Below are 21,445 nucleotides of genomic sequence, written 5' to 3'. Positions count from 1 at the left end.
GCCGCGGCGCCCCATCTAACGGGGCAGTGATCCGGCCGGGGAGGACATCGTGCACGAGGAAGCACTGGACAGCCACGCGGTGCGCTGCCCCTACTGCGATACCGGCTTCGAGCTGCTGGTCGATCTTTCCCAGGGCAGCCACACGACCTGGGAGGACTGCCCGCAGTGCTGTTCGCCGATCCAGATGCGCATCGAGGTGTCGCTCCTCGGCGGCGAGCTCGAGTCGCTGACCCTGGGGCGCGACGACGAGGTGCTGTGAAACCGGTGCCGTGAGCCGCCATGCCGCGCATGGGCCGCCCCGATGCCGGCCATCGATTTTGACTATCCGTGCCATTGACTCGCTTCAGTGGTGCGGCGAGGATGCCTGACCTAGCGTGGGCATTCCGCTTCTACCCCCGATGAATGTCATCACTCACTCAAGGAGATCTGCATGAGCGTACTGGTTGGACGTCAAGCACCCGATTTCGAAGCCGCCGCCGTCCTTGGCAACGGCGAGATCGTCGACAACTTCAAGCTGTCCGACAGCAACGGCAAGCTCCGCGTGCTGTTCTTCTGGCCGCTGGACTTCACCTTCGTGTGCCCGTCCGAGATCATCGCCCACGACAACCGTCTGGCGCAGTTCAAGGAGCTCGGCGTCGAGGTGATCGGTGTCTCCATCGATTCCCAGTTCACCCACCACGCCTGGCGCCTGACCTCGCCGGAGAAGGGCGGCATCGGTGAAGTCGGCTTCCCGATCGTGGCCGACGTCAAGCACGAGATCACCCAGGCCTACGGCATCGAGCATCCGGAAGCCGGCGTCGCCATGCGCGGCTCCTTCCTGATCGACGAGAACGGCGTCGTCCAGCACCAGGTCGTCAACAACCTGCCGCTGGGCCGCAACGTCGACGAGATGCTGCGCATGGTCAAGGCCCTGCAGTTCCACCAGCAGAACGGTGAAGTCTGCCCGGCCGGCTGGGACGAAGGCCAGGAAGGCATGAAGGACACCGCCGAAGGTGTCGCGAGCTACCTGGGCAACCACGCCGGCGCCCTCTAAGCCCGTGTGATGTCCTCTGGGGCGGCCTGCGGGCCGCCCCTCGCGTCCCCCACAGCGGCCTTCGCGATGCCGACGGCTCGCCGCCATCGCCAAGCCCGTTGCTCCACCCCTTTCGAGAATTGCGAGGTTTCCCATGAGCGAAGCACGCCACGAACGCCTGATCATCCTCGGCTCCGGTCCGGCCGGCTACACCGCCGCCGTCTACGCGGCCCGCGCCAACCTGAAGCCGCTGCTGATCACCGGCATGCAGGCCGGCGGCCAGCTGACCACCACCACCGACGTGGACAACTGGCCGGGCGATGACACCGGCGTGCAGGGCCCCGAGCTGATGGAGCGCATGAAGCGCCATGCCGAGCGCTTCGAGACCGAGGTGCTGTTCGACCATATCCACGAGGTCGAGCTGCGCGAGAAGCCCTACACCCTGAAGGGCGACAACGGCACCTACACCTGCGACGCGCTGATCATCGCCACCGGTGCCAGCGCTCGCTACCTGGGACTGGACTCCGAGCAGCGGTTCATGGGCCAGGGCGTGTCCGCCTGCGCCACCTGCGACGGCTTCTTCTATCGCCAGCAGGAAGTGGTGGTGGTCGGCGGCGGCAACACCGCCGTGGAAGAGGCGCTGTATCTCTCCAACATCGCCTCCAAGGTCACCCTGGTCCATCGCCGTGACAGCCTGCGCGCCGAGAAGATTCTCCAGGACAAGCTGTTCGAGAAGGCCGAGAACGGCAACGTCGAGCTGATCTGGAACCACACCCTGGACGAGGTGCTGGGCGACAACACCGGCGTCACCGGGGCGCGGCTGAAGTCCACCGAGGACGGCAGCACGCGCGAGATCGGCGCGCCGGGCGTGTTCATCGCCATCGGCCACAGCCCCAACACCGGCATCTTCGAGGGCCAGCTGGACATGGCCAACGGCTACATCAAGGTGCAGTCCGGCCTCGAGGGCAACGCCACCGCCACCAGCGTGCCGGGCGTGTTCGCCGCTGGCGACGTCATGGACCACGTCTACCGCCAGGCGGTGACCTCCGCCGGTACCGGCTGCATGGCGGCCCTGGACGCCGAGCGCTATCTGGAAACGCTCTGAGCCTGGGCCCGCCTGGCGGGCCCGAGCCATCGCTAGTAATGCGGCGGCACCTCGTCCTCCGGGCGGGGTGTCGCTGTATCCGCCTCCTGGAGCGCCTGACGCTGCTCGCGCAGCTTGTGCTGCATCAGCTCGTTGAGGCGCTCCAGCTGCATCAGGCGCTTTTCCTGGGCGGCCACCGTGCGGTCCAGCGTATCCAGCCAGTGTTCCTGGTAGGCCAGCCGGCTCTCCAGGGCCTCCAGTCGCGCCGCCGCGTCGGAGGGCGTGTCGTCGTCGTGCATGATAGACTCCTTATGCCGTGTCAAGCTCATCCTGGCGCGGCCTGCCGTGGCCTGTCCGCATCGTTGGCGTTCACCGATGGTTCGCATGGTGCCGACGCAGTCGGGTCGAGGGCGGCCTTCGTGCCGTTCGGTGCCTCGCCCCCATCACATCCGTTCCCTACGACAAGAGAGCATCCGAGGTTTATGAATCGAAAGGTCGTGTTTCGTTGCAGTATCGTCAGTCTGCTGCTGGCCGCGCCGGCGCCGCTGCTGATCGCGCTGTTCGTCCATCTCACCGGCGGTGAGCTGTCCCGCGAGCTGTTTGCCAGCCTCGAGGTCGGCGGCCTGGCGGTGGTCTATGTCGCGGCGGCCCTGGCGGTCTTCCTGCTGATGCTGGTGGCCACCCTGGCGATCAACGCCCTGACGCCCCAGCTGTCCAACATCGCCGAGGTCGAGGACGACGGCCGCGAGATCGGCGAGGTCAAGTGGTTCAACGTCAACAAGGGCTATGGCTTCATCACCCGCGACAGCGGCGAGGATGTCTTCGTCCATTTCCGTGCCATCCGCGGCCGCGGTCATCGCACCCTGGCCGAGGGTCAGAAGGTGAAGTATCACGTCTCGCGCAATGACAGAGGTCTGCAGGCCGACGACGTGACGGTCATCACGTGAAGAGCGTCAGGCTTTAGCCTTCGCCAACGACATCGCCCCGCATCCGCGGGGCGATGTCGTTTCAAGAGCCGCCGTTCTGGCCGCATGATGAGCTGATCCGGTCACAAGCCTGCGCGAGGGCGCTGTAACCCCGTCTTTGGGGGCACCTTTTGCCCTGCAGCGCTCTCGCATCCTGCTTCGCTTGCAGGACCGGTGCTGGCCATCCATGGGCCAGCCCGTTCGTCGAGAATCGCCTCACCCATGGCAAAAAAACCTCGCTCCGCCTTGTCACCGGCGCTCATCGGCCGTCGAGCGATCACTGCCCCGAGTCGGGCCAGTCGATGGTGGCTTCAAAGCCGTCGGGCAGCACCTGCAGGAAGCGGTCCGGGTCGTCGCCGGGCTGCCAGCCGCCCAGCGAGCAGCGCACCTCGCAGCCGAGTCGCGCGGCGGCGGCGCGGGCGAGGTCGCCGTCGGTGGGCCAGGGCGATTCGGCGCTGTCCAGCCACAGGCTGGCGAAGCCGTCGGCGGCCTTCTCGACCAGCAGCACCGGGATCTCGGCCCCGTCGTGGCGGCCCTGGGTGCGCCAGCGGTGCTTGCCGGCCGGCTTCAGCGGCGCGGCGTCGAGGGTCTCGCCGAGCCAGGCGTTCAGGGCGTCGGGCTCGACGCGGGCCAGATAGATCTCGATGTCGGGATAGCGTTCCATGGTGTCCTCAGGGGCGTGACGTGCCGTCGACGAACAGCCGGGTCATGATCGCTTCATAGACCCGGCTGAGGTCGTCCAGGTCGGCGGCGCGGACCCGCTCGTTGACCTTGTGGATGGTGTCGTTGCGCGGGCCGAGCTCGACCACCTGGCTGCCCAGGGTGGCGATGAAGCGGCCGTCGGAGGTGCCGCCGGCGGTGGACAGCTCGGGGCGATGGCCCATCACGTCCTCGACGCCGCCGACCGCGGCCTCCACCAGCGCGCCTTCCGAGGTCAGGAAGGGTTCGCCGTTGAGCGTCCAGTCGATGTGGAAGTCCAGGCCGTGGGCCTCGAGGATCGCCTCGGTGCGCTGGCGCAGCGTCTCGTGGGTCAGGGCGGTGGAGTAGCGGAAGTTGAACACCACTTCCACCTCGCCCGGAATCACGTTGGTGGCGCCGGTGCCGGAGCGGATGTTGGAGACCTGGAAGCTGGTCGCCGGGAAGAAGGCGTTGCCGCCGTCCCAGTGCTCGCGCACCAGGGCGTCCAGCGCCGGGGCGACCTCGTGGATCGGGTTGCGCGCCATGTGCGGGTAGGCCACGTGGCCCTGCACGCCCCTGACGTGCAGCACGCCGCCCAGCGAGCCGCGCCGGCCGTTCTTGATCACGTCGCCTAGCCGGTCGGTGGAGGAGGGCTCGCCGACGATGCAGTAGTCGAGGCGGTCGTGGGACTCGCGCAGGTGCTCGACCACGGCGCGGGTGCCGTCCACCGCCGGGCCTTCCTCGTCGGAGGTGATCAGGAAGGCCAGGCGCCCCGGATGATCGGGGTGGGCGGTCACGAAGCGCTCCACGGCGGTGACCATGGCGGCCAGGCTGCCCTTCATGTCGGCGGCGCCACGGCCGCACAGCATGCCGTCGTCATCGATGCAGGGCGCGAAGGGCGGGTGCTCCCAGTTCACCTCGGGGCCGCTCGGCACCACGTCGGTGTGGCCGGCGAAGGCCAGCACCGGGCCGTGATGGCCGCGCACCGCCCAGAAGTTCTCGACGTCGCCGAACGGCAGGCGCTCGACGGCGAAGCCCAGGCGCTCCAGGCGTTCGATCATCAGGTCCTGGCAGCCCAGGTCGTCGGGGGTCACGGAGGGGCGGCGCATCAGCGCCATGGCGAGTTCGAGGGTCGGGGAGAGCGTGGGGTCGGAGCTGGTCGAGGTCATGCGGGATTCCGGCGGGCCGCACCCCGGCGCCGTGAGGCGCCGGGGCAGGGCTCAGTTGTGGGCGTGCAGGGCTTCGTTGAGTGCGATGGCGCTCTTGTTGGTCAGGCACTCGATGCGGCCGTTCTGGGAGTTGCGGCGCAGCAGCAGGTCGTCCTGGCCGGCCAGTTCGCGGGCGGCCACGACCTCGGCTTCCTGGCCCTGGTCGTCGAGCACGGCGACCTTGGCGCCGGCGGTGATGTAGAGGCCGGCTTCGACGGTGCAGCGGTCGCCCAGCGGGATGCCGATGCCGGCATTAGCGCCGATCAGGCAGCCTTCGCCGACCTTGATGATGATGTTGCCGCCGCCGGACAGGGTGCCCATGGTGGAGCAGCCGCCGCCCAGGTCGGAGCCCTTGCCGACCATCACGCCGGCGGAGATGCGGCCCTCGATCATGCCCGGGCCTTCGGCGCCGGCGTTGAAGTTGACGAAGCCCTCGTGCATCACGGTGGAGCCCTCGCCGAGGTAGGCACCCAGGCGCACGCGGGCGGTGTCGCCGATGCGCACGCCGGTCGGCACCACGTAGTCGGTCATCTTGGGGAACTTGTCGACGCAGTCCACCGACAGGGTGCGGCCCTCGAGGCGCGCCTTGAGGCGGCGGGCCGGCAGCTCCTCGATGTCGATCGGGCCTTCGCTGGACCAGGCGATGTTGCGCAGCAGGCCGAACATGCCGGTCAGGTCGGTGCCGTGGGGCTTGACCAGGCGGTGCGACAGCAGGTGCAGCTTGAGGTAGACCTCCGGGGCGCTCTGCGGCGGCAGGTCCTCGGCGATGAAGGTCGCCACCAGCGGACGCCGGCTGGCGGCCATGGCCTCGGCGAGCTCGGCCTGGTCGGCGTGGCCGGCGGCCTTCAGGGCCTCGGCGAGCGCGGTGCACTGCTCGGGCAGGAAGCTGACGGCGGCGTTGCCGGCGGGGGCGTCGAGCACCTTGGCGGCGGCCTCGACCAGGGCGGCGTCCGGGTTCAGCAGCGGCGCCGGGTAGTAGATCTCCAGCCAGTCGCCCTGGGTGTTCTGGGTGCCGATTCCGAGTGCAAAGCTGAGCATGTGGGGTCCTCTCGATGGGGGGCAGGTCGGCCGCGTGGCCGCCTAGAGATTGTCGTAGTCGCCGTCGCGGAAGCCGACGAGGATGTCGTCGCCGGTGTCGAGCAGCGGGCGCTTGATCAGGGTGGGGTTGGCCATCATCAGCCGGCGGGCCTTGTCGCCATCGATGTCGGCCTTGTCCTCGTCGGGCAGCTGGCGCCAGGTGGTGCTGCGCTTGTTGAGCAGGGTCAGCACCGGCACCCGCTCGAGGATGTCCTCGAGCAGCGGGGCGGACAGGCCGTCCTCGCGCAGGTCGTGGAACTGAAAGGGTTGCCCCTGGCCTTCCAGGGCCTTGCGCGCCTTGCGGCAGGTATCGCAGTTCTTGATGCCGAACAGCGTCATCATGGCGGTCTCTCCTGATCAGGCGTGTCGTTCGACGTGGCGGCGCAGGCGGTGGGCGGCCTCGACGGTGGCGTCGAGCTCGTCCACCAACGCCAGGCGGATGCGGCCGGCGCCGGGGTTCACGCCGTTGGCGCCGGGGCGGCCCATGTAGCTGCCCGGCAGCACGCTGACGTGCTGCTCGGCGAACAGCGAGCGGGTGAAGGCCTCGTCGTCGCCGCCGGGCACCGCCGGCCACAGGTAGAAGCTGGCCTCGGGCGCGGGGAAGTCCATCACCGGGGCGAGAATCTCGGTCACCGCGGCGAACTTCTCGCGATAGGCGTCGCGGTTGGCACGCACGTGGGCCTCGTCGTTCCAGGCGGCGATCGAGGCGTGCTGCAGCGGCAGCGACATGGCGCAGCCGTGATAGGTGCGGTAGCGGCGGAAGGCCGCCAGCAGCGCGGCGTCGCCGGCCACGAACCCCGAGCGCAGCCCCGGCAGGTTGGAGCGCTTGGACAGCGAATGGAACACCAGGCAGCGCCGGTAGTCGTGGCGGCCGAGCTCGGCGCAGGCCTGCAGCAGGCCCGGGGGCGGGGCGCCCTCGTCCAGGTAGAGCTCCGAATAGCACTCGTCGGCGGCGACGATGAAGTCGTGCTCGTCGGCCAGGGCGATCAGCTTCTTGAGCTCGTCGAGCGGCGTCACCGCGCCGGTGGGGTTGCCCGGCGAGCAGGTGAAGACGATCTGCACGTCGCGCCAGGTCTCGGCCGGCACGGCGTCGAGATCGGGACGAAAGCCGTGCTCGGCGCGGCAGTCGAGATAGAGCGGCGTGCCGCCGGCCAGCAGGGTGGCGCCCTCGTAGATCTGGTAGAAGGGGTTGGGCACCGCGACCCGCGCCGGGCGGCTGCGGTCCAGCGCCGCCTGGACGAAGGCGAAGATCGCCTCGCGGGTGCCGTTGACCGGCAGCACCTGGGATTCGGCGTCGAGGCCCTCGAGGGCGAAGCGCCGTCGGGCCCAGTCGGCGATGGCGCCGCGCAGCTCGGGCATGCCGGGGGTGGCCGGATAGCGGGCCATGTCGCCGATGTGCGTGGTCAGCGCTTCGAGGGCGCCGGCATAGGGCGCGTGGCGCGGCTCGCCGATGGTCAGCGGGAGGTGCGCCAGGTCCTCGGGCGTCGTCACGTCGGCCTTGAGAGCGGCGAGCTTCTCGAAGGGATAGGGCTGCAGGGCGTCGAGATCGGGGTTCATGGTGCGTCCAGTGGGGGCCGTTATCGGCGTCGTTATGATGCTTGTGGTTCGATCGAGCGCTGGGCAAGACGCCGATTATAGGGAACCCCCGGTGGGGCCTCAAACGCGAGACGCTGCGCAGGCTGACCCGGCGCCTGGCGCCGTTCAGCCGCGGATATCGAGCGTCTCGATCAGCCGCTCGCGCAGGCGCTGCTGGCGCTCGGGGTCGGTGATCGGATCGCCGGCCCGGTCGGTGATGAAGAACACGTCCTCGACCCGTTCGCCCAGGGTGGCGATCTTGGCCGCCGAGAGGGCGATGTCCTGCTCCATGAAGATGCGCCCGACCCGGGCCAGCAGGCCGGGACGGTCCGGGGCGGTGAGCTCCAGCAGGGTGCGGCCGCCGGTCGGGTCCTGCTCGATGATGACCTGGGTCGGCACCCGGAAGTGCTTGAGCTGGCGCGGGGTGTGACGGCTGACGATCTGCGGGTAGTCGTCCGGGTCGTCGAGCTCTTCCACCAGGTGGCGACGGATCTCCTCCAGCCGCGCCGGTTCGCGGATCGCCAGGTTGTCGTCGTCGAGCACGATGAAGGTGTTGAGCGTCCAGTCGTTGCTCGAGGTGGCGATGCGGGCGTCGTGCACCGAGAGGCCGAGCTGCTCCATGGCCGCCGAGGTGGCGGCGAAGAGGTTGTCCACCGAGCGGGTATGGATGAACACCTTGGTGCCGCCCTCGGCCATGTCGGCGGTGGGGGCGCTGATCATCACCAGCGGCAGCTCGCTGCCCTGGTGGTCGAGGATGCCCTGGGTCTGCCAGGCGATCTCGCTGGGGGCGTACTGCAGGAAGTAGTCTTCGCCCAGCGACTCCCACAGCCGGTCGACCCGGTCCATGTCGGCGCCCACCGTGGCCAGCAGCGAGTGCGCCTCGTCGCGGGTCTCGCGCACCGAGTCGTCGCGCTCCATCGGGTTCTCGAGCCCGCGGCGCAGGGCGCGCTTGGTCTCGGCGTGGAGCTGGCGCAGCAGCGAGGCGCGCCAGCCGTTCCACAGCGTGGGGTTGGTGGCGGTGATGTCGGCCACGGTCAGCACGTAGAGATAGTCGAGGCGTGTCTCGTCGCCGATCTCGCGGGCGAACTCGCTGATCACCTCCGGGTCGCTGATGTCGCGCTTCTGGGCGACCATCGACATCAGCAGATGATGCTCCACCAGCCAGGCCACCAGCCGGGTGTCGCGGACGGAGAGGCCGTGCAGGGCGGCGAAGGCCTCCACGTCGCGGGCGCCGATCATCGAGTGGTCGCCGCCGCGGCCCTTGCCGATGTCGTGGAACAGTCCGGCGATCCACAAGAGCTCCAGCTTGGGCAGCTGCTGGATCAGCACCGCGGCCACCGGGTAGGTCTCGCGGGCCTCGGCCTTGCGGAAGTTGTGGAAGCACTTGAGCAGGCGCAGGGTGTGGGCGTCCACGGTGTAGATGTGGAACAGGTCGTGCTGCATCAGCCCCACGGCCTGGCCGAACACCGGCAGGTACTTGCCGAGCACGCCGTAACGGTTCATGCGCCTGAGCTGACGGGCGACGTTGCCGCTGGAGCGCAGCAGGGCCATGAACAGCCGCTGGTGGCGCGGGTCCTCGCGGTAGCGGTCGTCGATCAGGTGGCGATGATCGCGGATCAGGCGGATGGTGTCGGCGCGCACGCCCTCGATCTCGGGGTGCTCGGCCATCAGCAGGAACAGTTCGAGCAGCGCCGAGGGCGCCTCGCGGAACACCGTCCGCGAACGGGCCTGGATGTAGCCGCCGGTGATCTCGAAGCGGGCATTGAGCGGCACCGTCTCGAGCTCTTCGCCGTCGCGCAGGATGGCCTCGTCGAAGTGCTGCAGCAGCATGTCGTTGAGCCCGGCGAGCGCCGTCACATGCCGGTAGTAGCGCTTCATGAACTGCTCGACGGCGAGGCGCTCCGGGGTGTCCTGATAGCCGAACAGCTCGGCGATGGTGGCCTGGTGGTCGAACAGCAGGCGGTCCTCGGCGCGCCCGGTGAGCATGTGCAGGGCATAGCGGACCTGCCACAGGAAGGCCTGGCCCTGGCTGAGGATGCGCAGCTCGGCGTCGTTCATGAAGCCGATGTCGACGATGTCCTCGTAGCGCTCGGTGGCGAAGTGGCGCTTGGCGACCCAGCCGATCATCTGGATGTCGCGCAGCCCGCCGGGCGAGCTCTTGATGTTGGGCTCGAGGTGATACTCGGAGTTGTTGAAGCGGTAGTGGCGGGCGATCTGCTCCTGCCACTTGGCCTCGAAGAAGCGGTCCGCCGGCCACAGTCGGTCGGTGGCGATGCGCGCCTGCATGGCCTCGCGCAGCCGCTCGGGGCCGGCCAGGGTGCGCGATTCGAGCAGGTTGGTGATCACCGTGACGTCGGCGGCGGCCTCGCGCTCGCAGTCGGAGAGCGAGCGCACGCTGTGGCCGATCTCCAGGCCGATGTCCCACAGGAAGGTGATGAAGGCGGTCAGCGGTTCGCGGAACGGCTCGTCGTCATCGTGCTCGAGCAGCAGCAGCAGGTCGATGTCGGAGCGGGGATGCAGCTCGCCCCGGCCGTAGCCGCCCACGGCGAGCAGGGCGATGCCGTCGGGCCAGTCATGCTGCTGCCAGGCGAGCGCCAGCAGGCGGTCGAGGCACCAGGCGCGGCCGTGCACCAGGTCGCGGATGTCGGCACCGGCGTGGAAGCGTTCGTCGAGGCGCGCCTGGATCGTGGCCAGGGCCGCCTTGAACGGCGCGATCGGCGATCGGCTGCCGGTCAGCTCGGCGCGGAAGTCCTCGACGTCGAACAGGCTCTCGTCGGGCGTGAAGGCGTAGTGGTGCAGCAGCATGGCGGCCGGCTCAGTGGGCGAGGAAGGAGAGGTCTTCGTCGCTGCGCGCGGTCAGCACCTCCACGCCGTTGGCGGTGACCAGCAGGGTGTGTTCCCACTGGGCGGTGAGGCCCTTGTCCTTGGTGACCGCGGTCCAGCCGTCGCGCAGCACCTTGGTGCGGTGGTCGCCCACGTTGATCATCGGCTCGATGGTGAAGCACATGCCTTCCTCGAGGGCGATGTCCGCCTCCGGCGCATAGCCGTCGTAGTGCAGCACCTGCGGGTCCTCGTGGAAGCCGGCGCCGATGCCGTGACCGCAGAAGTCGCGCACCACCGAGTAGCCGCTGGCCTCGGCGTGCTGCTGGATGGCGCGGGCCAGCTCCGAGAGACGCACGCCGGGACGCACCAGGGCGATGCTCCTGTAGAGGCATTCCTGGGTGACGCGGCACAGGCGGCTGCCCTGGATGCTCTCGCCGACGATGAACATCACGCTGGAGTCGCCATGGTAGCCGTCCCGGGTCTTCACCGTGACGTCCAGATTCATGATGTCGCCCTTCTTCAGCTTCTTGCCGTCGTCGGGGATGCCATGGCAGACCACGTGATTGATCGAGGTGCACACGGACTTGGGGAAGCCGTGATAGTTGAGCGGGGCGGGCGTGGAGCCGAGCTCGTCGACGATGTAGTCGTGGCAGCGCCGATCGATCTCGCCGGTGCTGACGCCGGCCTGGACGTAAGGGGCGATCATCTCGAGCACGCTGGCGGCCTGGCGGCCCGCTTCACGCATCTTCTCGATCTCGTCGGGCGTTTTGATGGGTACGTTCATGGAATCTCGGAATCGGAGGTGGTGTCGCCGGGCTCGAGGGCGCGGGAGGCGTCGGGCGACTTCATCTTGGGAGTGATCCATGGTATAAAGCTGCGCGCTTTCCTGCAATCGCGGAGCCTCGCCGAGTCCTCGGCGCCTCGGCGACCCCCAGGGGAGTACGTCAATCAACGCAATGCCTTGAAAACACACATGCACCGGCACATGGTCTCGGGTGCTGTCGTGGCCATCCTCGATGACGCGACGGTCGGATCCATGGGGTGCGTGGAGGCCTAACCCGATTTTTCAGGAGTCATCCATGGCACACGTCAACATGCGTGACCTGCTCAAAGCAGGCGCCCACTTCGGTCACCAGACCAAGTACTGGAACCCGAAGATGAGCAAGTTCATCTTCGGCGCTCGCAACAAGATTCACATCATCAACCTCGAGCACACCCTGCCGGCCCTCAACGAGGCGATCGACGTGGTCGAGAAGATGGCTGCGGCCAACAACAAGATCATGTTCGTCGGCACCAAGCGCAGCGCGAGCAAGATCGTCAAGGAAGAGGCCACCCGCGTCGGTCAGCCGTTCGTCAACCACCGCTGGCTCGGCGGCATGCTGACCAACTACAAGACCATTCGCGTCTCCATCAAGCGTCTGCGCGAGCTCGAGGCCATGCACGAGGATGGCACCTTCGAGAAGCTGACCAAGAAAGAAGTGCTGATGGCGACCCGCGAGCAGGACAAGCTCGAGCGGTCCGTGGGCGGTATCAAGGAAATGGGCGGCCTGCCCGATGCCCTGTTCGTGATCGACGTCGATCACGAGCGCATCGCCATCAACGAAGCGAACAAGCTGGGCATTCCGGTCATCGGCGTGGTGGATACCAATTCCAACCCCGATGGCGTCGACTACGTGATCCCGGGCAACGATGACTCCATCCGCGCCATCCAGATCTACGTCAAGGCCATCGCCGACGCCTGCGGTCGTGCGAAGGAAGGTCGTCCGGACGAGTTCGTCGAGGTGACCGAAGCCGAAGAGAGCCAGGGCGACGCCGCCGAGTGATCGTCGGCCCGCCTGGGTCGGCCCGACTGCCGTCGCTTCGGTGACGGCTCGCCGAGCAGGCGCAAGGGGGCTCAGGCCCCCTTTTCTCTCTTCTTCCCCGCTATTATTTCAGGTCGAACCATTCAGAGGACACTACCATGGCAGCTATCAGCGCCTCTCAGGTCAAGGAACTTCGCGAGCGCACCGGGCTCGGCATGATGGAGTGCAAGAAGGCCCTCACCGAGGCCGGCGGTGACATCGACACCGCGATCGAGAACCTGCGCAAGAACTCCGGTCTCAAGGCCGCCAAGAAGGCCGGCCGTACCGCCGCCGAAGGCGCCGTCGTCACCCGCGTTGCCGAAGACGGCAGCTATGGCGTGATGGTCGAGATCAACTCCGAGACCGACTTCGTCGCCCGCGACGACAACTTCACCGCCTTTGCCGACCGCGTGGCCGATGCCTTCTTCGCCGCCAAGAGCGAAGACGTCGCCGCCATCATGGAAGGCGAGCTGGAAGAAGCCCGCGAGCAGCTGGTGCAGAAGATCGGCGAGAATATCGGCGTGCGTCGCAGCGTCGTCGTCGACGCACCGGAAGGCGGTCTGGTGGGCGCCTACGTCCACGGCGGCCGCATCGGCGTGCTGACCACCCTCAAGGGTGGCACCGCCGAGGCCGCCAAGGACGTGTCCATGCACGTGGCCGCCATCAACCCGGCCGTCGCGCTGCCGGAAAACATGCCGCAGGACAAGCTGGACGCCGAGAAGGCGATCATCCTGGCCCAGCCGGACATGGCCGGCAAGCCGGAGCAGATCGCCGAGAAGATGGTCCAGGGCCGCCTGAAGAAGTACCTGGCCGAGAACAGCCTGACCGAGCAGGCCTTCGTCAAGGACCCGAACCAGACCGTGGCCGAGTACGTCAAGGCCGCCGGTGGCGAGGTCATTGGCTTCACCCGCTTCGAAGTGGGCGAGGGCATCGAGAAGGAAGAGGTCGACTTCGCCAAGGAAGTCATGGAACAGGCGCAGCGCAGCTAAGGCGCCAGCCGGTTCCAGCATGAAGATGGCGTGCGCGAGAGCGCACGCCTTCGCGTATCCGGCCGGTGCATCCGGCCATCCAGATTCCTCGAGTTTCCGGGAGACATGCCATGAGCAGTGCCGAGCCACTTTCCACCAAGACCGACAAGCCTCGCGCCGAGGTCTCTAAGTACAAGCGCATCCTGCTCAAGCTGTCCGGGGAGGCCCTGACCGGCGACGCCGAATTCGGCATCGACCCCAAGGTGCTCGACCGCATGGCGCTGGAGATCGGCCAGCTGGTCGGCATCGGCGTTCAGGTCGGCATCGTGGTCGGCGGCGGCAACCTGTTCCGCGGCGCCGCGCTGCACGAAGCGGGCATGGAAAGGGTCACCGGCGACCACATGGGCATGCTGGCCACGGTGATGAACGCCCTGGCGATGCGTGACGCCCTGGAGCGCTCCAACATCCGTTCGCGGGTGATGTCGGCGATTCCCATGAGCGGCGTGGTCGAGCACTACGACCGCCGCACGGCGATCCGCTACCTGACCTCCGGCGACGTGGTGATGTTCTCCGCGGGAACCGGCAACCCCTTCTTCACCACCGACTCCGCGGCCTGCCTGCGCGGCATCGAGATCGACGCCGACGTGGTGGTCAAGGCCACCAAGGTGGACGGGGTGTACGACAAGGACCCGGTCAAGTATCCCGATGCGGTCAAGTATGAGCAGCTGTCCTACGATGACGCCATCGACCAGAAGCTCGGGGTCATGGATTTGACCGCCATCTGCCTGGTGCGGGACCATGACATGCCGGTACGCGTGTTCAACATGAACAAGCCGGGGGCGCTGCTGAACCTGGTGGTAGGCGGCCGGGAAGGCACGCTGATTGACAGAGGGTGAGAACGTGATTGACGAGATCCAGAAGGACGCAGAAAGTCGCATGAAGAAGAGCCTCGACTCTCTTCATCACAACTTCAACAAGATCCGCACCGGCCGGGCGCATCCCAGCATCCTGGAGGCGGTGACCGTCGATTACTACGGCGGCCAGGTGCCGATCAATCAGGTGGCCTCGGTGAACATCGAGGACGCCCGGACCCTGACCGTGGTGCCCTGGGAGCAGCAGATGGTGCCGAAGGTCGAGAAGGCCATCATGACCGCCGAGCTGGGCCTCAACCCGGCGAGCGCCGGCAACGTGATCCGCGTGCCGATGCCGATGCTCACCGAGGAGACTCGCAAGGGCTACATCAAGCAGGCGCGTCAGGAAGCCGAGAACGCCCGGGTGGCGGTGCGCAACGTGCGCCGCGACGCCAACGGCGACATCAAGGCGCTGCTGAAGGACAAGGACATCACCGAGGACGAGGCGCGTCAGGGTGAGGATGCCATCCAGAAGCTGACCGACAAGGTCGTCGCCGAGATCGACAAGACCCTGGAAACCAAGGAACACGACCTGATGCAGGTCTGACGGACGGGCCGACGGCACCTCCGGGTGCCGTCGTTCATGGAATGCCCCGTCCCACCCGCCATGCGAGACATCATGACGTCACCCCAGTCTCCCCAGCCCCGAGCCGACGGGGACCGCCTGCCGCATCACGTCGCCATCATCATGGATGGCAACAACCGCTGGGCCAAGGCCCGCGGCATGTCCGGCGTGCGCGGCCATCATGCCGGCGTCGAGTCCGTGCGTGCGGTGATCCGCCGGGCCGCCGAGCGCGGCATCGAGACCCTGACGCTGTTCGCCTTCTCCAGCGAGAACTGGAAGCGGCCCGCCGTCGAGGTCAACGCCCTGATGGAGCTGTTCCTGATCGCGCTCAAGCGTGAGGTCAAGAAGCTGCATCAGCACGACATTCGCCTCTCGGTGATCGGCGATCGCAGCGGCTTCTCGTCCTCCATCCAGAAGCACATCGAGCAGGCCGAGGCGCTGACCGGCGACAACCGTGGGCTGCATCTGGTGATCGCCGCCAACTACGGTGGCCAGTGGGACATCGCCCAGGCGGCCCGGCGGCTGGGGGAGCGGGTGGCCGCGGGCGAGCTGGCCCCCGAGGCGATCGACGAGGCGGCGATCGGGGCCGAGCTGAGTCTCACCGCCCCGGTGGACCTGTGCATCCGCACCAGCGACGAGAAGCGCATCTCCAACTTCCTGCTCTGGCAGCTGGCCTACGCCGAGCTCTATTTCTCTCCGCTGCTGTGGCCCGATTTCGACGGCGACGCCTTCGACGCGGCCCTGGCCGACTTCGCCGGGCGCAAGCGCCGCTTCGGCATGACCGACGACCAGGTCGAGGCTCAGCAAGGTGCTTAAACAACGCATTCTCACCGCCGCCTGGCTGGCGCCGCTGGCGCTGGTCGGGCTGTTCGGGCTCGACGGCGTCGCCTTCGCGCTGTTCACCGCGGCCATCGTGCTGCTCGGGGCCTGGGAATGGGCCAATCTGGCCGGCCTCGAGGCCGGCGCCCGCCGGCTGAAGCCGGTGCTGGGCCTCGCCGTCCTGATGGCGCTGCTGGGCCTGACCGGCCAGCACCAGGCGAGCTGGGTGCTGTGGCTCGGCGCCCTGGGCTGGCTGCTCAACCTGCGCTGGGTGGTCGGCTATCCGTCGCGCCTCGCGCAGTGGGGCTCCACCGGCATGCGCCTGGCCATGGGGCTGTGGGTGCTGCTGCCGGCCTGGGTCGGCTTCAACGCGCTGCGCGAGGCCGGCGGCGTGTGGCTGCTGTTCGTGCTGCTGCTGGTGTGGGGCGCCGATGTCGGCGCCTACTTCGTCGGCAAGTCGCTCGGCAAGCGCAAGCTGGCGCCCCGCGTGAGCCCCGGCAAGACCCGCGAGGGCGTGATCGGCGGGCTGGTGGTGACCGAGCTGCTGGCGCTGGTGTTCGCCGACTGGCAGGCCCTGTCGTTCGGCGCGACCCTGGCGCTGCTGGCGGCGACCGCGGTGGTCACCCTGGCCTCGGTGGTCGGCGACCTGCTCGAGAGCATGCTCAAGCGTCACCGCGGCATCAAGGACTCCAGCCAGCTGCTTCCCGGTCACGGTGGGGTGCTGGATCGCATCGACAGCCTGTGCGCCGCGGTGCCGCTGTTCGCGCTGCTGCAGGTCGGAGGGTTCGGCGCATGAGCCAGCCCCAGGCCGTCACCGTTCTCGGCGCCACCGGCTCGATCGGCGCCAGCACCCTGGACGTGCTGGCGCGACACCCCGACCGCTATCGCGTCCATGCCCTGACCGCCCACCGTTCCCGCGAGGCGCTGCTCGCGCAGTGCCGGACCCATGCCCCGGCGCTGGCCGTGCTCGATCGCGAGGAAGACGCCGCCTGGCTGCGCGAGCGGCTGGGCGAGGCGGGGCTCGCCACCGAGGTGCGCTGCGGCCCCGAGGCGCTGGTCGAGGTCAGCGAGGCGTCGGAGGTCGAGGTGGTCATGGCGGCCATCGTCGGCGCCGCCGGGCTGCTGCCGACGCTCGCCGCGGTGCGCGCCGGCAAGCGGGTACTGCTGGCCAACAAGGAAGCGCTGGTGATGTCCGGGTCGCTGTTCATGGACGCCGTGGACCGTCACGGCGCGACCCTGTTGCCGATCGATTCCGAACATAATGCCATCTATCAGTGTCTACCCGTCGAGCATCGCGGCGGGCTCGCGCGCCACGGCGTCACCCAGCTGCTGCTGACCGCCTCCGGCGGCCCCTTCCGCGGCTGGTCGGCCGAGGCGCTGGCCGGGGTCACCCCCGAGCAGGCCTGCGCCCATCCCAACTGGTCGATGGGGCGCAAGATCTCGGTGGACAGCGCCACCCTGATGAACAAGGGCCTCGAGCTGATCGAGGCCTGCTGGCTGTTCGATGCCCGGCCGTCGCAGATTCAGGTAGTGGTGCACCCGCAGAGCGTGATCCACTCGATGGCCGCCTATGCCGATGGCTCGGTGCTGGCCCAGCTGGGCAACCCGGACATGCGCACCCCGATCGCCTACGGGCTGTCGTGGCCGGAGCGCATCGATGCCGGCGTGGAGGCGCTGGATCTGTTCCAGATCGCGCGGCTCGACTTCGAGCCCGCCGACGAGGCCGCCTTCCCCTGCCTGCGGCTGGCCCGCGAGGCCATGGCGGACGGCGGCACGGCGCCGGCGGTGCTCAACGCCGCCAACGAGGTGGCCGTGGAGGCCTTCCTCGACGGCCGGCTGGGCTTCGCCGGGATCGGCGAGCTGGTGGCGCGGGTGCGCGAGGCCTGCCCGCTCGAGCCCGCCGATGCGCTGGAAGGGATTCTCGCCGCCGATGCCCGGGCGCGCCGTGAGGCCGAGGCCTGGCTGGGGCGCCGCTAGCGCCTCCTTTCGTCAACTTTACCGGAGATAGCCATGGGTCTGATCCAGAACGTGCTGGCCGTGATCGTGGTGCTTGGCCTGCTGATCACCTTCCATGAGTTCGGCCACTTCTGGGTCGCCCGGCGCTGTGGCGTCAAGGTGCTGCGCTTCTCCGTGGGCTTCGGCAAGCCGCTGTGGTCGCGGGTCGACCGCCACGGCACCGAATTCGCCGTGGCGGCCATTCCGCTGGGCGGCTACGTCAAGATGCTCGACGAGCGCGAGGCGCCGGTCCCCGACGACGAGCGTCACCTGGCCTTCAACCACAAGGGCGTGTGGCAGCGCATCGCCATCGTCGCCGCCGGCCCGGTGGCCAACTTCCTGCTGGCGCTGGTCGCCTACTGGCTGCTGTTCGTGGCCGGCACCACCACCGTGGTGCCGGTGATCGGCGAGGTCGCGCCCGACTCGCCGGCCGCCCGCGGCGGCCTGGTCGCCGGCCAGGAGATCACCGCGGTGCGAGGCGAAGCGGTCAATTCCTGGGAAGACATCAATCTCGAGCTGGTCGCGGCCATCGGCGCCAGCGGCGAGCTGACGGTCAAGGCCCGCGACGAGGGCGACAGCCGGGCCAGCGAGCATCGCCTGCCGGTGCAGGACTGGCTGGTGCGCCAGGACCCGCCGCGGCCGCTGCAGACCCTCGGCGTGACCCCCTGGCGGCCGACCCTTCCCGCGGTGCTCGGCCAGGTGGTCGAGGGCGAACCGGCCGCCGAGGCCGGTCTCGCGGCCGGCGACGAGATCCTGGCCATCGACGGCGAGCCCGTGGCCGACTGGAGCGACTTCGTCCAGCGCGTCCGCGGCCGCCCCGGCGACACCCTGTCGCTGAGCGTGGACCGCGACGGCGAGCGGCGTTCGCTGTCGCTGACGCCGCGACCCCGGACCCTCGAAGATGGCTCCACCGTCGGCCACGTGGGCGCCGGCGTCGCGTCGGTCTCGTGGCCGGAAGAGTATCGCCGCGAGATCCGCTATGGGCCGCTGGCCGCCGTGGGGCAGGCGGTGTCGCGTACCGGCGAGATGACCGTGCTGACGCTGGACTCGATCCGCAAGATGCTGGTCGGGCTGATCTCGCCGTCCAACCTCTCCGGGCCCATCACCATCGCCCGCATTGCCGGTGATTCCGCCCGTTCGGGGCTGGAGAGCTTCATCAGTTTCCTGGCCTACCTGTCGATCAGCCTCGGTGTGCTCAACCTGCTGCCGATCCCGGTGCTCGATGGTGGCCACCTGCTGTATTACCTGGTGGAGGCGGCCCGGGGGCGGCCGGTGTCGGAGCGGACCCAGGCGATCGGCCTGCGCGTCGGCCTGACGCTGGTCGGGACCCTGATGCTGATGGCGCTGTATTTCGACCTGATGCGGCTCTGGTAGCCGGCCCCTGGCTTGTCAGTTACCCGTGCAAATGTATAAGGTGCCTGTCTGGACAGGTAGGCAGATCAACGCGAGCGAATCGACTGCATGAAGATCAAGACCATCGGACTGGCGGCGCTGCTGCTCGCCGGTGCCGGCAGCGGCACGGCACAGGCGGAAACCTTCGACGTAAAGGACATACGAGTGGAGGGGCTGCAGCGCGTATCGGCGGCCTCCGTCTTCAATGCCTTTCCTGTCAATGCCCCGGACACCGTCGACGACCGAGAGCTGGCCGAGGCGGCCCGACAGCTGTTCGCCACCGGCCTGTTCGAGGACATCCAGCTGGCCCGCGACGGCGACGTGCTGATCATCGAGGTGGAAGAGCGCCCGACCATCACCAGCCTCAACATCGAGGGCAACAGCCAGATTCCCGAGCAGGATCTGCGTGACGGCCTGCGCGAGGCCGGCCTCGACGAGGGGCAGGTGCTGCAGCTCTCCACCCTGGAAGAGATCCAGCGCGAGCTGTCCGGGGTCTATCAGGCCCAGGGCCGCTACAGTGCCAGCATCGACACCGAGGTCCAGGAGCTGGGCCAGGGCCGCGTTCAGGTCAACATCGACATCGATGAAGGGGCGGTGGCCAAGATCCGCCAGATCAACATCGTCGGCAACCGGGACATCGACGACGAGACCCTGCGCGACGTGCTCGAGCTCGAGGACAAGCCGGGCTGGTTCTTCGGCTGGTTCTCCAGCGACGAATATTCGCGCCAGGCGCTGTCCGGTGACCTGGAGCGACTGCGCTCCTATTACCTCGATCGCGGCTACGTCAACTTCGCCATCGAGTCGACCCAGGTCTCCATCGGCCCCGACAAGTCGAAGATCTTCATCACCATCAACGTCAGCGAGGGCGAGCGCTACCGCCTCGGCGACATCGACTTCGCCGGCGACCTGCGCATCCCCGAGCGCGAGGCCCGGGAGCTGCTCGAGGTGCAGAGCGGCGAGGTCTTCTCGCGCAGCGACGTGACCGCCTCTTCCGAGGCGCTGCGCTCGCGGCTCGGCGCCGAAGGCTTCGCCTTCGCCAACGTCGATGGCATCCCCGAGACGCGCAGCGACGGCACCGTCGACCTGACCTTCCGCGTTCAGCCGGGCAACCGCGCCTACGTGCGCCGGATCGAGTTCGTCGGCAACACCACCACCCAGGACGAGGTGCTGCGCCGCGAGATGATCCAGATGGAGGGCGCGCCGGCCTCCACCGAGTCGATCAGCCAGTCCCGCGAGCGCCTGGAGCGGCTGGGCTTCTTCAAGCAGGTCGAGGTGCAGACCGAGCCGGTGGCCGGCTCCGACGACCAGCTCGACGTGACCTACAACGTCGAGGAGCAGCCGTCCGGCTCGATCTCCGCGAGCATCGGCTTCTCCCAGAGCGCCGGCGTGATCTACGGCGCCTCGCTGTCCCAGAACAACTTCCTGGGCACCGGCAACCGGGTCAACATCGGCGCCCAGCGCAGCGACACCTACACCAACCTGAACTTCGGCTTCACCGATCCCTACTGGACCCTCGACGGCATCTCCCGCGGCTACAACCTGTTCTACCGCGAGACCGACTACGAGGACTCCGACATCTCGACCTACTCGACGGATGCCTACGGCGGCGGCATCAACTTCGGCTATCCGATCAACGAGCTGACCCGGCTCAACTTCGGGGCCGACGTCGAGGACCTGACCATCGAGACCTACGACGACACGGCCTCGGAGATCCAGCGCTACGTCGACGAGGAGGGCGACAACGCCCAGGCCTTCAAGCTGACCGCCAGCTGGACCCGCAACGACCTGAACCGCGGCATCATGCCCACCGCCGGCAACTACCAGCGCCTGTCGCTGGAGACCGCGGTGCCCGGCAGCGATTCCGAGTACTACAAGCTGCGCGCCCGCGCCCGGCAGTTCTTCCCGATGAACGAGGAACAGACCTGGTCGTTCAAGCTGCGCGGCGAGGTGGGCTATGCCGACAGCATCGGTGACGGCCCCTATCCGTTCTACGAGAACTTCTACACCGGCGGCCTGGGGTCGGTGCGCGGCTTCACCAGCAACACCCTGGGGCCGAGCACCACGCCGCCCACCGACAGCGACGACGACGAGGACCGCACCCTGGGCGGTAACGTGCTGATCGAGGGCGGCGCCGAGCTGATCTTCCCGATGCCCTTCGTCGAGGACAAGCGCTCGGTGCAGCCCTCGGTGTTCCTGGACGCCGGCAACACCTTCCTCACCGACTGCTACGAGGTGCGCGACGAGGAGGCCGGTCAGTCGAACTGCAGCTCCGGCGTCGACCTGGGCGAGCTGCGCTACAGCGTGGGCCTCGGCGTCTCCTGGCTGACCCCGGTGGGCCCGCTGACCTTCAGCATCGCCGAGCCGCTCAATGCCGAGAGCGACGACGATACCCAGTTCTTCCAGTTCTCGCTGGGTCAGACCTTCTAGTCCGGCCGCCGGCGGGCCGCCTCGTCCGGAACGGGGGAGGCGGCGATGCCACGGCTCCGGGGCCTCGACTCGCGTCATCGACGCCGTCGGGGCCCATCGATATCG

21 protein-coding genes are annotated in these 21,445 nt (G+C 68.3%); 13 read left to right on the top strand and 8 right to left on the bottom strand.

The window, feature by feature from the left end:
• Positions 1–49 precede the first annotated feature (49 nt).
• From FIU88_RS15105 to trxB, 3 genes are all read left to right on the top strand, one after another.
• Positions 50–259, top strand: coding sequence for a CPXCG motif-containing cysteine-rich protein (locus tag FIU88_RS15105; RefSeq protein WP_016853436.1), 210 nt, complete (start codon positions 50–52; stop codon positions 257–259).
• A 171-nt stretch (positions 260–430) separates the two neighbouring features.
• Positions 431–1,033, top strand: a complete 603-nt coding sequence (locus FIU88_RS15100) for a peroxiredoxin (RefSeq protein WP_106487812.1) — start codon at positions 431–433, stop codon at positions 1,031–1,033.
• 133 nt (positions 1,034–1,166) lie between these two features.
• Entirely contained in the window at positions 1,167–2,117 is a 951-nt protein-coding gene (gene trxB / locus FIU88_RS15095; RefSeq protein ID WP_016853438.1) for a thioredoxin-disulfide reductase, read from the top strand.
• Positions 2,118–2,149: 32 nt separating this feature from the next.
• Here the strand turns inward: trxB and FIU88_RS15090 are convergent, their stop codons facing one another.
• Positions 2,150–2,395, bottom strand: a complete 246-nt coding sequence (locus FIU88_RS15090) for a SlyX family protein (RefSeq protein WP_046078374.1) — start codon at positions 2,393–2,395, stop codon at positions 2,150–2,152.
• A gap of 183 nt (positions 2,396–2,578) precedes the next feature.
• Here FIU88_RS15090 and FIU88_RS19545 point away from each other — a divergent pair, with 183 nt between their 5' ends.
• Positions 2,579–3,043, top strand: coding sequence for a cold-shock protein (locus FIU88_RS19545; RefSeq protein WP_016853440.1), 465 nt, complete (start codon positions 2,579–2,581; stop codon positions 3,041–3,043).
• Between the two features lie 295 nt (positions 3,044–3,338).
• Here the strand turns inward: FIU88_RS19545 and FIU88_RS15080 are convergent, their stop codons facing one another.
• From FIU88_RS15080 to map, 7 genes are all read right to left on the bottom strand, one after another.
• Positions 3,339–3,725, bottom strand: coding sequence for a hypothetical protein (locus tag FIU88_RS15080; RefSeq protein ID WP_152479761.1), 387 nt, complete (start codon positions 3,723–3,725; stop codon positions 3,339–3,341).
• A gap of 7 nt (positions 3,726–3,732) precedes the next feature.
• Positions 3,733–4,908, bottom strand: a complete 1,176-nt coding sequence (dapE, locus tag FIU88_RS15075; protein WP_016853442.1) for a succinyl-diaminopimelate desuccinylase — start codon at positions 4,906–4,908, stop codon at positions 3,733–3,735.
• Between the two features lie 51 nt (positions 4,909–4,959).
• Positions 4,960–5,985 carry a 2,3,4,5-tetrahydropyridine-2,6-dicarboxylate N-succinyltransferase gene (gene dapD, locus FIU88_RS15070; RefSeq protein WP_016853443.1) on the bottom strand — a complete coding sequence of 342 codons (1,026 nt, stop codon included), beginning with the start codon at positions 5,983–5,985 and terminating at the stop codon, positions 4,960–4,962.
• A gap of 42 nt (positions 5,986–6,027) precedes the next feature.
• Positions 6,028–6,366, bottom strand: coding sequence for an arsenate reductase (locus FIU88_RS15065; protein WP_016853444.1), 339 nt, complete (start codon positions 6,364–6,366; stop codon positions 6,028–6,030).
• Positions 6,367–6,381: 15 nt separating this feature from the next.
• Positions 6,382–7,581 carry a succinyldiaminopimelate transaminase gene (gene dapC / locus FIU88_RS15060; RefSeq protein ID WP_152479760.1) on the bottom strand — a complete coding sequence of 400 codons (1,200 nt, stop codon included), beginning with the start codon at positions 7,579–7,581 and terminating at the stop codon, positions 6,382–6,384.
• Positions 7,582–7,725: 144 nt separating this feature from the next.
• Entirely contained in the window at positions 7,726–10,404 is a 2,679-nt protein-coding gene (locus FIU88_RS15055; protein WP_016853446.1) for a [protein-PII] uridylyltransferase, read from the bottom strand.
• A gap of 10 nt (positions 10,405–10,414) precedes the next feature.
• On the bottom strand, positions 10,415–11,206 hold the full coding sequence (gene map / locus FIU88_RS15050) for a type I methionyl aminopeptidase (RefSeq protein WP_152479759.1): 792 nt from the start codon (positions 11,204–11,206) through the stop codon (positions 10,415–10,417).
• Positions 11,207–11,501: 295 nt separating this feature from the next.
• Between map and rpsB the strand changes: the two genes are divergently transcribed.
• The 9 genes from rpsB (at position 11,502) to bamA (ending at position 21,340) form a co-directional block, all read left to right on the top strand.
• Positions 11,502–12,245, top strand: a complete 744-nt coding sequence (gene rpsB / locus FIU88_RS15045) for a 30S ribosomal protein S2 (protein ID WP_016853449.1) — start codon at positions 11,502–11,504, stop codon at positions 12,243–12,245.
• A gap of 137 nt (positions 12,246–12,382) precedes the next feature.
• The gene (gene tsf / locus FIU88_RS15040) at positions 12,383–13,252 is read left to right on the top strand and encodes a translation elongation factor Ts (protein WP_016853450.1); all 870 of its coding nucleotides are present in this window, start codon (positions 12,383–12,385) and stop codon (positions 13,250–13,252) included.
• Positions 13,253–13,362: 110 nt separating this feature from the next.
• Positions 13,363–14,127, top strand: a complete 765-nt coding sequence (gene pyrH / locus FIU88_RS15035; RefSeq protein ID WP_016853451.1) for a UMP kinase — start codon at positions 13,363–13,365, stop codon at positions 14,125–14,127.
• A 4-nt stretch (positions 14,128–14,131) separates the two neighbouring features.
• Positions 14,132–14,689 carry a ribosome recycling factor gene (frr, locus tag FIU88_RS15030; protein ID WP_026068241.1) on the top strand — a complete coding sequence of 186 codons (558 nt, stop codon included), beginning with the start codon at positions 14,132–14,134 and terminating at the stop codon, positions 14,687–14,689.
• Positions 14,690–14,761: 72 nt separating this feature from the next.
• Positions 14,762–15,523 carry a polyprenyl diphosphate synthase gene (uppS, locus tag FIU88_RS15025; protein ID WP_152479758.1) on the top strand — a complete coding sequence of 254 codons (762 nt, stop codon included), beginning with the start codon at positions 14,762–14,764 and terminating at the stop codon, positions 15,521–15,523.
• Positions 15,516–16,322 carry a phosphatidate cytidylyltransferase gene (locus tag FIU88_RS15020; RefSeq protein WP_152479757.1) on the top strand — a complete coding sequence of 269 codons (807 nt, stop codon included), beginning with the start codon at positions 15,516–15,518 and terminating at the stop codon, positions 16,320–16,322. Before uppS ends, FIU88_RS15020 begins: the two co-directional genes overlap by 8 nt.
• Positions 16,319–17,503 (top strand): 1-deoxy-D-xylulose-5-phosphate reductoisomerase, encoded by a 1,185-nt coding sequence (gene ispC / locus FIU88_RS15015; RefSeq protein ID WP_152479756.1) that lies wholly within the window; start codon positions 16,319–16,321, stop codon positions 17,501–17,503. The genes FIU88_RS15020 and ispC overlap by 4 nt, the downstream gene beginning before the upstream one ends.
• 33 nt (positions 17,504–17,536) lie before the next feature.
• Positions 17,537–18,895 carry a sigma E protease regulator RseP gene (gene rseP / locus FIU88_RS15010; RefSeq protein WP_152479755.1) on the top strand — a complete coding sequence of 453 codons (1,359 nt, stop codon included), beginning with the start codon at positions 17,537–17,539 and terminating at the stop codon, positions 18,893–18,895.
• Between the two features lie 87 nt (positions 18,896–18,982).
• The gene (gene bamA / locus FIU88_RS15005; RefSeq protein WP_172977726.1) at positions 18,983–21,340 is read left to right on the top strand and encodes an outer membrane protein assembly factor BamA; all 2,358 of its coding nucleotides are present in this window, start codon (positions 18,983–18,985) and stop codon (positions 21,338–21,340) included.
• Positions 21,341–21,445: the final 105 nt, after the last annotated feature.

It is taken from the genome of Halomonas sp. THAF12 (assembly GCF_009363675.1).
In the GTDB taxonomy this organism is placed as follows: Bacteria; Pseudomonadota; Gammaproteobacteria; order Pseudomonadales; family Halomonadaceae; genus Halomonas; species Halomonas smyrnensis.
The sequence above is the reverse complement of the archived record's forward strand: the minus strand, read 5'-3'. Positions and strand labels throughout refer to the sequence as shown.